14 protein-coding genes and 2 other annotated features are annotated in these 12,392 nt (G+C 37.9%); of the genes, 8 read left to right on the top strand and 6 right to left on the bottom strand.

Annotation, left to right across the window (positions count from 1 at the left end; all coding sequences use genetic code 11):
• Positions 1–41: 41 nt before the first annotated feature.
• The 4 genes from ACFQ3N_RS07510 to ACFQ3N_RS07495 form a co-directional block, all read right to left on the bottom strand.
• Complete coding sequence (locus ACFQ3N_RS07510; protein ID WP_390361062.1) at positions 42–224, bottom strand: hypothetical protein; 183 nt, start codon at positions 222–224, stop codon at positions 42–44.
• 168 nt (positions 225–392) lie between these two features.
• Complete coding sequence (locus ACFQ3N_RS07505; protein WP_390361060.1) at positions 393–665, bottom strand: metallophosphoesterase; 273 nt, start codon at positions 663–665, stop codon at positions 393–395.
• A gap of 514 nt (positions 666–1,179) precedes the next feature.
• On the bottom strand, positions 1,180–1,419 hold the full coding sequence (locus ACFQ3N_RS07500; protein WP_390361058.1) for an amino acid decarboxylase: 240 nt from the start codon (positions 1,417–1,419) through the stop codon (positions 1,180–1,182).
• 114 nt (positions 1,420–1,533) lie between these two features.
• Positions 1,534–2,568: a PTS transporter subunit IIC gene (locus ACFQ3N_RS07495; protein WP_390361057.1), complete on the bottom strand. Its 1,035-nt coding sequence runs from the start codon at positions 2,566–2,568 to the stop codon at positions 1,534–1,536.
• A gap of 286 nt (positions 2,569–2,854) precedes the next feature.
• On the opposite strand from ACFQ3N_RS07495, the gene ACFQ3N_RS07490 reads away from it, so the two are divergent.
• Complete coding sequence (locus ACFQ3N_RS07490; RefSeq protein ID WP_390361055.1) at positions 2,855–3,415, top strand: nitroreductase family protein; 561 nt, start codon at positions 2,855–2,857, stop codon at positions 3,413–3,415.
• A 51-nt stretch (positions 3,416–3,466) separates the two neighbouring features.
• Here the strand turns inward: ACFQ3N_RS07490 and ddlA are convergent, their stop codons facing one another.
• Complete coding sequence (gene ddlA / locus ACFQ3N_RS07485) at positions 3,467–4,573, bottom strand: D-alanine--D-alanine ligase (protein ID WP_390361054.1); 1,107 nt, start codon at positions 4,571–4,573, stop codon at positions 3,467–3,469.
• A 221-nt stretch (positions 4,574–4,794) separates the two neighbouring features.
• Positions 4,795–5,043, top strand: a binding site (T-box leader).
• Positions 5,044–5,084: 41 nt separating this feature from the next.
• Positions 5,085–5,345 (top strand) — a binding site (T-box leader).
• A 241-nt stretch (positions 5,346–5,586) separates the two neighbouring features.
• On the opposite strand from ddlA, the gene trpE reads away from it, so the two are divergent.
• From trpE to trpA, 7 genes are read left to right on the top strand one after another with little or no spacing between them, the layout of a single operon-like run.
• Positions 5,587–6,984 carry an anthranilate synthase component I gene (gene trpE, locus ACFQ3N_RS07480; protein WP_390361052.1) on the top strand — a complete coding sequence of 466 codons (1,398 nt, stop codon included), beginning with the start codon at positions 5,587–5,589 and terminating at the stop codon, positions 6,982–6,984.
• Complete coding sequence (locus ACFQ3N_RS07475; RefSeq protein ID WP_390361050.1) at positions 6,981–7,580, top strand: anthranilate synthase component II; 600 nt, start codon at positions 6,981–6,983, stop codon at positions 7,578–7,580. The genes trpE and ACFQ3N_RS07475 overlap by 4 nt, the downstream gene beginning before the upstream one ends.
• A complete protein-coding gene (trpD, locus tag ACFQ3N_RS07470; RefSeq protein ID WP_390361048.1) occupies positions 7,564–8,589 on the top strand; it encodes an anthranilate phosphoribosyltransferase in 1,026 nt (341 codons plus the stop codon). The genes ACFQ3N_RS07475 and trpD overlap by 17 nt, the downstream gene beginning before the upstream one ends.
• On the top strand, positions 8,590–9,375 hold the full coding sequence (trpC, locus tag ACFQ3N_RS07465; protein WP_390361046.1) for an indole-3-glycerol phosphate synthase TrpC: 786 nt from the start codon (positions 8,590–8,592) through the stop codon (positions 9,373–9,375).
• A 2-nt stretch (positions 9,376–9,377) separates the two neighbouring features.
• Positions 9,378–10,007, top strand: a complete 630-nt coding sequence (locus ACFQ3N_RS07460; protein WP_390361044.1) for a phosphoribosylanthranilate isomerase — start codon at positions 9,378–9,380, stop codon at positions 10,005–10,007.
• Positions 9,964–11,202: a tryptophan synthase subunit beta gene (gene trpB, locus ACFQ3N_RS07455; RefSeq protein ID WP_390361042.1), complete on the top strand. Its 1,239-nt coding sequence runs from the start codon at positions 9,964–9,966 to the stop codon at positions 11,200–11,202. The genes ACFQ3N_RS07460 and trpB overlap by 44 nt, the downstream gene beginning before the upstream one ends.
• A complete protein-coding gene (gene trpA / locus ACFQ3N_RS07450) occupies positions 11,195–11,968 on the top strand; it encodes a tryptophan synthase subunit alpha (RefSeq protein ID WP_390361040.1) in 774 nt (257 codons plus the stop codon). The genes trpB and trpA overlap by 8 nt, the downstream gene beginning before the upstream one ends.
• Before the next feature lie 157 nt (positions 11,969–12,125).
• Here the strand turns inward: trpA and ACFQ3N_RS07445 are convergent, their stop codons facing one another.
• Positions 12,126–12,353 carry a hypothetical protein gene (locus tag ACFQ3N_RS07445; protein WP_390361038.1) on the bottom strand — a complete coding sequence of 76 codons (228 nt, stop codon included), beginning with the start codon at positions 12,351–12,353 and terminating at the stop codon, positions 12,126–12,128.
• Between the last annotated feature and the right edge of the window lie 39 nt (positions 12,354–12,392).

Raw genomic sequence — 12,392 nt, 5'->3', positions numbered from 1 at the left:
CTAGCACTGGTTTAATAGTTGTGTTTGAAATCGTTATCGTGTCACATCACTACATGCTCGCTAAACTTTCCATCAACACCACAACGGAAATATTTGTTTTCTCCAACTTCGACTAAAGCAAGTGCTGGGCTCTCAACTGTATCCAAACTACTACCTAAGTCACAATTAATAAACGTACCTTTGACGAAAACAGTAGAATGCGGATTATGACCTCTATATATCAATTTTTCGTTACTCTTTGTTAATTCTTGTTAATTCACCTAAATTCATCCATACAACCTTACGGGGCTGTGTATTTTTAGGGTAACGAAGATCGATTCCTGCATGTGTGAAAATAGCATGCTTATCTTCATAAAGGAGAGGAAGTTCCTCCAGCCAACTCGCATACTCCTCTATCTTATCCCATTTCTTCTCATCTCCAAAAAGTCGTTTACAAACCAAACCATCATTTCCTCATGGTTCCCTGCGATGACATGAATTGTCTCGGGATATTTTTCCATATAATACCGTGCCCATTGCAATACCTGGGCGCTTTTGGGACCTCTATTAATCATATCTCCACCGATTACTAGATGGTCTGTAGAAGGAGAAAATTTAACATAGTTGAGTAATGTATTAAATGCTGCAAAATTCCCATGAATATCACTTACGAAAAACGTCCGCATTACATCAACTCCTCTCTAAGATTATATCATTAATAGATCGTACATTAGAAAATTCGGCTTACCGCCAAGCCTTAGTTGCACTTATGCAGATAAGAAAGTTTTATACTTTCTTATCTGCGAACAAAAGCCAGAAATGCCTTGATGACACGACAAGCATAAGTATAGATCGCGTAGTTTGGATGCCTTTACCAAGGTCGAACTACTTATGTCTCGAGTGTCTAGGCGCTGGCCGATGAAAACGTCACTTCCTCGAAAAGAAAAGCGCTTTTTCTTCGTGCGATGTTTTTTTAGGGAAGCTTTCCTTATCCTGTAGCGTTACCGGCACTAGTATGTCCTCGAAAGGAGTTCGCTTTTTCATCGCTGTCGAAGTCTTCCTTGACCTCTTGTCCTGTACATCGGAGCTTGACGTGGATGATTCTGTAGATAAATATACATAATTCTCAAGTTATACTTTTCTTACTATTAATAAAGCAGTTACTCGATTTTTGGTTATCAAGTAACTGCTTTTGGATTATTAGACTTCTAGTAGTTTAACTGCCATCAAAGGATAATGCGTTGGTTCAAGTTCATCTATAATAACATTCATGCCCATTCCTTCTAAACCACCTACAAAAGGCTGTGCTTGATGTGGTACATGAATCTCAAAGATCGTACCTAATGGAGCTTGTTTAATATACTCAAAAATTTCGTTACGTGGATGTTCCCCGTTTAAAATTCGTGCTCTGACATCAATAATTGCTCGTTTTCCTTCCACTTGTAAACCTATTGCTACCTCATTTAAAAATTTTAAATAACAGTTCCTTATTTCCCTACATGAGTATAGCGATCTTTAAATCTTTATAATGTGATTAGTGTCACGTTGTGGAATTTATTCGTATTCAATTTTCATGTCTCCAGCTTTAATCCATCCTTTTTTCCTAAACCACTCTGAGATCAACAAACTAATAATAGCCGGTCCAATAATATGTAGAAAAAGAATGGCCCAGAACACTTCCATTGAAAAACCCATCGATTCAAAAGTCATAATTTGTCCAACTAGACCACTGGTACCCATTCCCGCACCCAACGCATTATTGGTCAGTCCCAACCAGACTGTTGCAAATGGTGCTAAAATTGCCCCAGCTATAGTTGGTGGTAATATAATGATTGGCTTTTTCAAAACGTTAGCAACCTGTAACATAGATGTCCCTATTCCTTGTGCTAAAAACCCGCCAAATCCATTATCCCGGTAACTTGCTGTGGCAAATCCAATCATTTGTGCGGCACATCCAACAGTTGCTGCACCTGCTGCGAGTCCATCCAACCCAAGCATAATTGCGATAGCCAAGCTTGAGATTGGTGCTGTTAACCCCCAGCCCATCAAAACAGCGACAAGGATCCCCATAATAAATGGTTGCTGTCCAGTCGACCAATTAATCACTTCACCAAACCATCCCATGAACGTATCAATTGGAGGACCGATCATACTTCCAGTAATAAAACCTATTCCTATCGTTACAAATGGCGTAACAATTATATCTACTCGTGTTTCCTTATATACTAATTTACCGAATTCAGTTGCTAATAAAGCGGAAACATAGCTTCCGGCAGGACCGCCTAATTCTGCCCCAAACGCTCCAGCAAATAATGCTGAGAATAAAACCAGTGGTGGTGCCTTTAAACCATAAGCAATTGCAACCCCAATTGCACCACCCATGATTTTAGTATCCATGGCAAATGTACCCATTTCCACTAAAGCATCCTGAATAAATAATGGTAGAAAATTAGCCTGTTCTCCAACTGTTTGAATGATAAGTCCAATAATTAGCGATGAAAATAAACCTAAAGCCATAAAGCTAAGTGCAGTAATTAAATACTCCTTTAAGGATAAAGATACCCCTTTCCGATGTAAAAACGCCTTCAATTTTCGCCCCCCTCTATATATATGTGAAATAATTCACATGTTAGCCCTTATCTTACAATCGATAGAATGACTTTTTCCCCTGTCTATTATTAAGAGTGATTCATATGACTGATCAAGTTTTTTCTTACCTGTATGGTTAGATCTTATTTTATCACATGAACAAATTTATTAAAGTTTTAGTTGATTTTAACCCTTTTATTCGCTACAATTTAATTGAAAATAATTATCAATTAATCCATAATTAATCCATATAGATACTTGACATAACAAAGAGGAGGACACCAAGTTGAAACAAACAAAAAACCAGACCGAATTGGCAAAAGTTATTCGGGAACGACGATCAGTTAAGAAAAATTACAGTGATCAAACAGTGACCGATACTGTAGTTTTGGGACTATTAGAAGATGCAAAGTGGGCACCAACTCACGGGTTACGTCAGCCATGGCGCTTTCTTTATATAGGAGAAGATCAATTAGGAACATTTGCAAAAAGCGTAGCGTCAACATACCCAGAGGAGAAACAGGTAAACCGTGAAGAATATCTTAATGAGCCTAGCGCCATTCTTGTTGTCATTATGGATGAACCTGACAACCAAAAACAATGGGATGAAAACTTCGGTGCAACCGCATGTATGATACAAAACTTTCAGCTCCTGGCATGGGAAAAGCAACTAGGTGTGGTTTGGAAGACCAACCCACATATTTATGACCCACATGTAAAAGAACTTCTGAAAGTAAATGACAGTGAGAAAATTGTTGGGTTTTTACACCTAGGATACTTTGACGAACCACCAATAAAGAAAGATAGGATATCCATCAGCGATAAATTTTCAATCTTTCAAGGGTAACTGAAAATTGAAAAGACACCAACTGTTAATGGGTGTCTTTTCTTTGTTACACTATTCTTCATCCCATACTGCACTTTTCAACATATTATTTTTTTCATGTCGATCAATAGCGAGTTCAATTAGTTGATGAATTAACTCTGGATATGAAACACCACTTATTTCCCACAGTTTAGGGTACATGCTGATACGTGTGAAACCAGGTAAAGTGTTAACTTCATTTACATAAATATCTCCGTTTTCAGTTAAAAAGAAATCTACTCTCGCTAAACCTTCACATTCAAGCGTTTGAAACACTTCAACCGCCACTTCCTGAACTTTTTTAACAATTTCATCAGAAAGGTCAGCTGGTACAGCAAGCTTTGCCCCACTTTCATCAATGTACTTTGATTCGTACGAGTAAAATTCTGTCTGCGGTAAAATTTCACCTGGAATAGAAGCTTTTGGATCTTCATTTCCTAGCACCGCACACTCTATTTCCCGACCATTTAAATTTTCTTCAATTATAACTTTATGGTCATATTGAAATGCTGTATCGACAGCATCTTCAAATTCAGTTTCCGTTGTCACCTTACTAACACCTACAGAAGATCCCTGGTTAGCAGGTTTAACAAACATTGGGACACCTAATTTTTCTTTAGCTTCCTTGTAATTAATTTGGTTGCGTTTAGAACGTGAAAACGCAAGACCGTTAGCAACACTAATGTTTGCTTCTTTAAGAAGGCGTTTTGCTATATCTTTGTCCATACATACAGAAGATCCTAAGACATTCGTACCGACATATGGAAGATTCGCAATCCGCATCATACCTTGCAAACTACCATCTTCTCCCAAGGTGCCATGCACTATCGGAAATACAACATCTAATTGATCCAGCGCATTAGCGTTTGACTTATAGATAAACTGGTTATCCGTTTGTCCCGGTACCACAGCCAACGTTTCATTTGATTTATTTAATTGGATAAGCTTTGGATTTTCTTCATTTATCAGGTAAGAAGATTGGTCATTAACATGCCATTTCCCTTGTTTATCAATACCTATTAGAATTACTTCATATTTATCTCGATCAATTGCGTCTACAACGTTTTTAGCTGACTGTAAAGATACTTCGTGTTCTGCAGATTTCCCACCAAAAATAATACCAACCTTTGTTTTTTTCATCATCAGAACTCCCTTTTATTGAAAAATCTTATATATTTAAAATAGCATAAATTAGCTTGTTTGAAACAGTATTTAGTGAAAAGAATTATTGAATCCAGACACCTCAAGCGTTTTTATTCGACAAGTGACAGGCACTTCTCGAATTTTGTCAAACGATTATCTAAAATAAATCTTGACATCACCTGAAATCTAATTTAATATTGATTTCAATAACTTAATCGATTCAAGCTATGATGAAGAGTAGTAATCTAATAGTTCACAAAAGAGAGCTGGTGGTTGGTGTAAATCAGTGTGAAGGTTAGATGAATGGACTTCTGAGCTTCCAAACCGAACTTAACAATTCAGTAGGCTTTGGCGATCAAGTCTCATCGTTATACGAGACGAATATTAAGCAATCTTGCTTGATATTGCTAAAGTGAGCTGTAATTTTCAGCTAATAAAGGTGGTACCACGGGTTCCTCGTCCTTTTCGGATGGGGGGCTTTTTTGTATTTTTTTAAAACTTATATACACGAAAATCAATGAGTAAGAAGAGTATGCTTTCATGAAGCGTTGCAGAGAACCGGTGGTGGTGAAATTCCGGTACGTGAATAAAAGCTGAATGGCCTTACGAGAGGTTTCCTGAATGTTAAGTAGGGAAACACGGTGTTCCGCCGTTACACGGATAGGATATCGGATTATAATTACTTGTAATAAATCCTGTATCTGAATAAGATGAAAAGAATTTGTTTCTTTTCAACTGAGGTGGCACCGCGGTCATAATCGTCCTCTATAAACACATAATCCATGTGTTTATAGAGGACTTTTTTATACCTTCATTTTTCGGGGATGAAATAGGGATGATGTCGATCGAAATAGTGGCTGTTGATCCGAAAATGTTTGCTGTCGCTCGAAATTACTGCCTGTTGATCGAAAATCGGCTGTACTTGATCGGTTTTAAGGAATCGTTGATCAATTTAATAAGCTGTCGCTCGATAATAATACTCAATAAAATTAAAGGAGGTTTAACATATTATGCAACTGAAAACACAGGAAACAATTCCACACAAAATGATTAAGCAAAATGCGGATACATTAACTCCAATCGGAATATATAAAGGACTTCGAGGTGTGAAAAAATTCCTTTTGGAAAGTTCCTTTGAACATGAAGAAAAAGGTAAATTTTCATTTATTGGTGCAAATCCATATGAAGAGATAATTAGTAAAGAAGGAAGAACAACCATTATCGACCACGAAAGTCAAACAACCGAACAACAAGAACAACCAGCTTTATCTATTTTACAGCAGTATATGCCCAAGCAAGAAGTAGATCTACCATTTCCTTTTGTCGGTGGGGCGATTGGTTACATCGGTTATGACTCAATACGCAGTTATGAACAGATCGGTGAAGTACTCGAGGATGAACTTGATATGCCAGATATTCACCTGATGTTATACAAGAATGTTATCGTTTTTGACCACAGTGATGAGTCTGTTTATTTAATTACATTAAACCCAGACGATCATCCTGAGCACATTTTAGATAAAAGGCTGGCAGAACTTAAAAAGTCGTTAACCACTTCTTCAACAGTGGAAACTTTTGATGATGAAGCTGTTCATTTCACACCTGATATGAACAAACAAGAGTTTATGCAAAATGTAGAAACTGCAAAAGAACATATTATAAATGGGGATATATTTCAAGTTGTATTGTCACAACGAATGAAAGCAAATTTTACTGGTGACCCATTTTCTTTCTACCGAAAACTAAGAAAAGCTAATCCATCGCCATATATGTTTTATATCGATTTTAACGACTATTTAATATTAGGTGCTTCCCCTGAGAGTTTAATTCAGACAACTGGAAGGAATGTCATTACCAATCCAATTGCCGGAACAAGACCTCGAGGTAAAACAAAACAGGAAGACCAAGCACATATAGATGACCTTCTTAGAGATGAAAAGGAGATTGCAGAACATAACATGCTAGTTGATTTAAGCAGAAATGATATTGGTCGTATCTGTGAGCCAAACAGTATATCAATTCCGATATATATGGGGATTGAAAAGTATCAACATGTTATGCATATGGTTTCGGAGGTTCACGGAAAATTACGTGCAGATTTATCCAGTATTGATGCTTTAATTTCATGTTTACCTGCTGGAACTGTTTCAGGGGCGCCTAAAATTAGAGCAATGCAAATTATAAATGATTTGGAAGAAAAAAAACGCGGTGCTTATGGTGGTGGAATTGGATATATAAACGTGAATCACGACTTAAATATGGCCTTAACCATCCGCTCTCTGGTTGTAAAAGATCATCAAGCTTACTTACAAACTGGTGCAGGCATTGTTTATGATTCAGTTCCAGAAAATGAATATAACGAGACGTTACACAAAGCAAAATCATTAATGGAGGTAAATAAACTATGATCTTACTTATCGACAATTATGATTCATTTACGTACAACGTTTATCACTATTTTGCATCAATTGGGCTCGAAGTAAGGGTGTTTCGGAATGACCAACTTAGTATCGATGCTGTCTCTGATCTAAATCCAGAAGCAATCATTATCTCACCTGGTCCAGGAGTTCCAGAACAAGCAGGCGAATGTATAGAGATTGTAAGAACCTTTTATAAAAAGATTCCGATTCTCGGCATATGCTTAGGTCATCAAATAATTGCCGCTGCATTAAACGGTGACATTATACAATCGAAAACAATCAAACATGGGAAGACATCGCTTATTACACACGATGGCCAAGGATTATTCAGTTATTTAACACAGCCACTCGAAGTAATGCGGTATCATTCACTCTCCATCGATAAATTGACATTACCAGAAGAATTACAAGTTGTTGCAACATCGATGGATGATAACGAGGTAATGGCCATAAAACACCAGTTGTATCCTGTATATGGCGTCCAATTTCATCCCGAGTCAATTGGCACGAAAACCGGACAGAGCATGATTCAAAATTTTCTAGATGAAATCAGAAAGGGGTTTCGACATGAAACAGTATCTTGAAAAATTACTGAACCAAGAAAATCTTTCCTCAGAGGAAATGAAACAAGCAGCTGCAACCTGCTTCACAAATGAAATTACGGATAGTGAAATCGCTGCATTCTTAACAGGATTACGAGCAAAAGGAGAAACGCCGGAAGAAATAGCTGGCCTTGTTCAGGTTATCAGGTCACAATCTAATCAAAACCTAACCAGTATACCAGACGTAATGGATAACTGTGGTACAGGTGGAGATGGTTCACATAGTTTTAATATCAGTACAACCGCAGCTTTTGTACTCGCTGGAGCTGGTGTTAAAGTTGCAAAGCATGGGAATCGCAGTATTTCAAGCAAAACGGGTAGTGCTGATGTTCTCGATCATCTCGGAGTTTCTTTAGCTTTTTCAAAAGACCATGTGGAAAAATTACTGCACGAGAATAACATTGCATTTTTATTTGCACCACATGTTCATCAAAGTATGAAACGGTTCATGAAGGTTAGACAGGATTTGAGAATCCCAACTATTTTTAATGTGATTGGGCCATTAACAAATCCAGTGACATTAGATACGCAGCTCCTCGGAGTTTATCGTCGTGACATGTTACCAATGATTACAGAAACGCTGAAACAGCTAGGCAGAAAAAGAGCTCTTGTTATAAATGGAGCTGGATATATGGATGAAGCATCCCTTGCTGGTGAGAACCATATTACATTATTAGAAAAAGGTGAAATCACCTCATTCACCCTCCATCCCTCAGAGGTTGGCTTACCCGTTTATTCAAACGAGCAAATCAAGGGCGGTGATGCCAAGGAAAACGCTGCTATTCTACTAGATGTTTTAAACGGAAAACCTGGAGCATATTACGATACTGTACTTTTAAATGCAGGACTTGGGTTATATACAAACGGTAAAGCAAAAACAATCAGTGACGGTGTATCCATGGCAAGAGAAAGTCTTGAATCAGGAGCAGCATTAGAAAAATTACAACACTTAGTTACGTATAGTCAAGAACTCCCCAGTGAGGTGATATAGATGTCTATTTTAGAGAAGATTTTAGTAGAAAAAGAAAAAGAAGTTGCACAGTTAAAAAAACAAACCTTTGAACCCATAAACGTTCCTAACAACACCAGTTTCAAGGCTACAGTAACTGCATCAACTTCAATGAATGTGATTGCAGAAATCAAACGTTCTTCCCCATCAAAGGGAGCTATTCAGATGAATGTTGATCCAGTAAAACAAGCTATTGAATATGAAGAATTAGGAGCTGGAGCTATTTCTGTTTTAACAGATAAAACCTTTTTTAATGGATCTATGGATGATCTACGTGCAGTACGTCAAGCAGTGAACGTACCCATATTGTGTAAGGATTTTATAATTGACCCTATCCAAATTGATCAGGCAAATGCAAATGGCGCGAATATTATCTTACTAATTGTAGCTGCGTTACCTGATGCCTCATTAAAAAGATTATATGAATATGCCAAAAGCTTAAATTTGGAAGTTTTATGCGAGGTTCATAACGAGGATGAAATGATTCGCGCAGTTGAACTAGGAGCTGAAATTATTGGTATTAATAACCGTAATCTAAAAACATTTGAAGTAGATATCCAAACAACCGAAAAACTTGTATCTATGATTAATAACCCTAAGACGATTGTTATAAGTGAAAGTGGAATAAAAAGTCGTGATGATGTAATACGGGTGGCACATGCAGGAGCTCAAAGTATTTTAGTTGGTGAAACGTTAATGCGTTCTACTAATCTAGATGCTACTTTCCGGGAATTGAAAATACCACTTAACGTGAAGGGAGTACGGTAATTATGCTCGTTAAAACGTGTGGTATTAAGTCAAAACAGGCTGCCGGTTATGCAGTTGAAGCAGGGACAGACTTTATCGGCTTCATTTTTGCTCCAAGTAAGCGACAACTAACACCTGAGGAGGCGGCAACTATTGCCAAGACAATTCCCTCATCTGTAAAAAAAGTAGGTGTATTCGTCAATGCTAGCTTAGAAGAAATGTTACAGACGGCAAAAGAAGTAGGTCTGGATTTCATTCAATTACATGGTGATGAACCACCTGAGATAGCTGAACAGTTACCATATAAAATCATTAAGGCTTTCCCAGTCGAAACGAAGTCACTTGCAATGATTCAGGATTACCCTTGCGACTATTACTTACTTGATAGTCCATTTGGAAGAAACCGAGGAGGAAATGGCACGACATTTGATTGGAATTTGCTTAAAAAGATATCACTAGATTCCAAAAGAATACTACTAGCCGGTGGATTAAATCCTGAAAACGTTCAACAAGCAATCCAAATCGTCAACCCTACTGGTGTTGATGTTTCCAGTGGTATTGAAACAAACGGCGAAAAAGACCACGAAAAAATCAAGCACTTCATTGCAAATGCAAAAAAGACACGAAAGGATGATTCAATTGACACCATATAATATGCCTGATGCACAAGGGAGATACGGTACTTACGGAGGACGATTCGTTCCAGAATTGCTTATGCCTGCTTTACTTGAATTAGAAGAAGCATATGAAACAGCGATGGCAGATCCTAGTTTCATAGATGAATTGAACTGTTATTTAAAGCAATATGTTGGTCGGGAAACACCGCTTTACTATGCAGAAGGCCTTTCGAAAAAACTAGAGGGTGCTCAAATTTATTTAAAACGCGAGGATCTTAACCACACAGGGGCGCACAAAATTAATAATACGGTTGGGCAAGCTTTATTAACACTACGCATGGGGAAACGAAAAGTGGTTGCTGAAACTGGTGCAGGCCAACATGGGGTTGCAACAGCTACTGTTTGTGCCTTACTAGGCTTGGAATGTGTCGTCTTTATGGGCGAAGAAGATATTCGTCGTCAAAAACTAAATGTATTTCGAATGGAGTTACTAGGTGCTGAAGTTAAGAGTGTTTCACACGGTAGTGGAACATTGAAGGATGCGGTAAACGAAGCACTTCGTTATTGGGTAAGTCATGTGGATGATACACATTATATAATTGGCTCAGTCGTTGGACCACATCCTTTTCCGAAAATCGTGCGTGATTTCCAATCAGTAATTGGTGAGGAGACACGTGAACAGATCCAGAAACAAGCTGGAGCATTACCTGATGCCGTTGTTGCTTGTGTTGGTGGTGGTAGTAATGCAATGGGAATGTTTTATCCCTTTATAAATGATGAATCTGTAAAACTATATGGGGTAGAAGCAGGTGGTGCTGGTATTGAAACAAATCAGCATGCTGCAACATTAACAAGTGGAAAAGTAGGTGTCTTACACGGTACCATGACCCATTTATTACAAGATAATCACGGACAAATTGAAGAAGCATTTTCTGTCTCTGCGGGCCTTGATTACCCAGGTGTGGGGCCGGAACACAGCCACCTGCATGAAACATCAAGAGTAACATATACATCGATTACAGACCAAGAAGCACTTGAGGCATTTCAATTTCTATCCAGGACAGAAGGAATAATACCTGCACTTGAAAGTGCTCATGCCGTTTCATATGCTATGAAGCTAGCAAAGAGTATGGAACATAATCAAACGTTGGTGATCTGTTTATCTGGACGTGGTGACAAAGATGTGGAACAAGTCAAAGATCTATTAATAGGGAGTGAGTCAAATGGGTAGAGACCTACTAACAAGTACATTTCAAGAAAAACTGGATAACCAGCAAAAGTTATTTGTTCCCTATATAATGGCCGGAGACGGTGGATTGAATATTTTAGAAGAACGGATAACGTTTTTAGAGGAATGCGGTGCTTCTGCAATCGAACTGGGTATCCCTTTTTCTGATCCCGTTGCAGATGGACCGACTATTCAAGAAGCAGGGAAACGTGCATTAGAAAATGGCACCACCCTTACAAATGTATTAGAAACGTTACAAGATAGTTGCCAAAGGCGTTTTATTCCAATTATTCTCATGACCTATATTAACCCTATCTACACATATGGAATCGAAGCTTTTGCTCGGGACTGTGTGAAATCTGGTGTTGATGGCGTTATTGTTCCAGACCTGCCATTAGAGGAAGAAGCACTTATCGTCGAGCATTTTCAGAACCATTCCATCGCTTTAATTAGACTTGCCGCGCTAACAAGCCCTGAAGAACGGCTGAACAAAATAACTGAACGTACGGAAGGTTTTTTATATGCTGTATCTGTAACCGGGACTACAGGAGCAAGAGCTACACATAAAGATGAAGTTAAAGAATATCTGCAAAACTTAAAATTGATGACTAAAACACCAGTGTTAGCTGGATTTGGTGTATCCAACTCACAACAAGCAAATGATCTTGGAAAGTATTGTGACGGTGTTGTCGTAGGAAGTAAGATTGTCGATTTATTTCATAATGATAAATCAGAGGAAATTAAGAAATTAATTGAAGAAAGTATTTGACATCCTCCCCACCTAAACACTGACGTGTTTTGAGGAAGGAGTCTTCTCGCCTAAGTTCGATAAAAAAATGTCTGCCTGGAATGTTGTACCCCAAAATTTAGTATGAAATCCAACTTGGGGACACCTTAGAATGGCAGACACTTTTTTTGATTTTTGATTAATACCTGTTAATTAAACCTGCACGAATTTGTTCGTAATCCATCATAACCTTATTTCTAATCATCTGTTCTTCGTGTTTTGACAAATAGGATGCATTATTTTTATGGTCACTTTTTATTGATTTTGATTGAACTTTAATTACACTGTGCATACACGTTAAAATTGTTTTAACAAAGCTATGAACCGCGAAGCTCTTTACACTATTTTTATATTCGCTTAATTGCATTACAATTCCTCCCTTCTCTATTAAAGTGACTAGTCGGTT

This window comes from Virgibacillus byunsanensis, assembly GCF_042675965.1.
GTDB lineage: Bacteria > Bacillota > Bacilli > Bacillales > Amphibacillaceae > Virgibacillus_R > Virgibacillus_R byunsanensis.
Note: the sequence above shows the minus strand (reverse complement) of the source record. Positions and strands in the feature narration are given on the sequence as shown.

Excerpts from the sequence above, each read along its gene's own strand:
- trpA (WP_390361040.1), top strand. The coding sequence starts at position 11,195 with ATGGGTAGAGACCTACTAACAAGTACATTTCAAGAAAAACTGGATAAC.
- trpD (WP_390361048.1), top strand. The coding sequence starts at position 7,564 with ATGAAACAGTATCTTGAAAAATTACTGAACCAAGAAAATCTTTCCTCA.
- ACFQ3N_RS07475 (WP_390361050.1), top strand. The coding sequence starts at position 6,981 with ATGATCTTACTTATCGACAATTATGATTCATTTACGTACAACGTTTAT.
- ddlA (WP_390361054.1), bottom strand. The coding sequence starts at position 4,573 with ATGAAAAAAACAAAGGTTGGTATTATTTTTGGTGGGAAATCTGCAGAA.
- trpE (WP_390361052.1), top strand. The coding sequence starts at position 5,587 with ATGCAACTGAAAACACAGGAAACAATTCCACACAAAATGATTAAGCAA.
- ACFQ3N_RS07505 (WP_390361060.1), bottom strand. The coding sequence starts at position 665 with ATGCGGACGTTTTTCGTAAGTGATATTCATGGGAATTTTGCAGCATTT.
- trpB (WP_390361042.1), top strand. The coding sequence starts at position 9,964 with ATGCAAAAAAGACACGAAAGGATGATTCAATTGACACCATATAATATG.
- trpC (WP_390361046.1), top strand. The coding sequence starts at position 8,590 with ATGTCTATTTTAGAGAAGATTTTAGTAGAAAAAGAAAAAGAAGTTGCA.
- ACFQ3N_RS07445 (WP_390361038.1), bottom strand. The coding sequence starts at position 12,353 with ATGCAATTAAGCGAATATAAAAATAGTGTAAAGAGCTTCGCGGTTCAT.
- ACFQ3N_RS07460 (WP_390361044.1), top strand. The coding sequence starts at position 9,378 with ATGCTCGTTAAAACGTGTGGTATTAAGTCAAAACAGGCTGCCGGTTAT.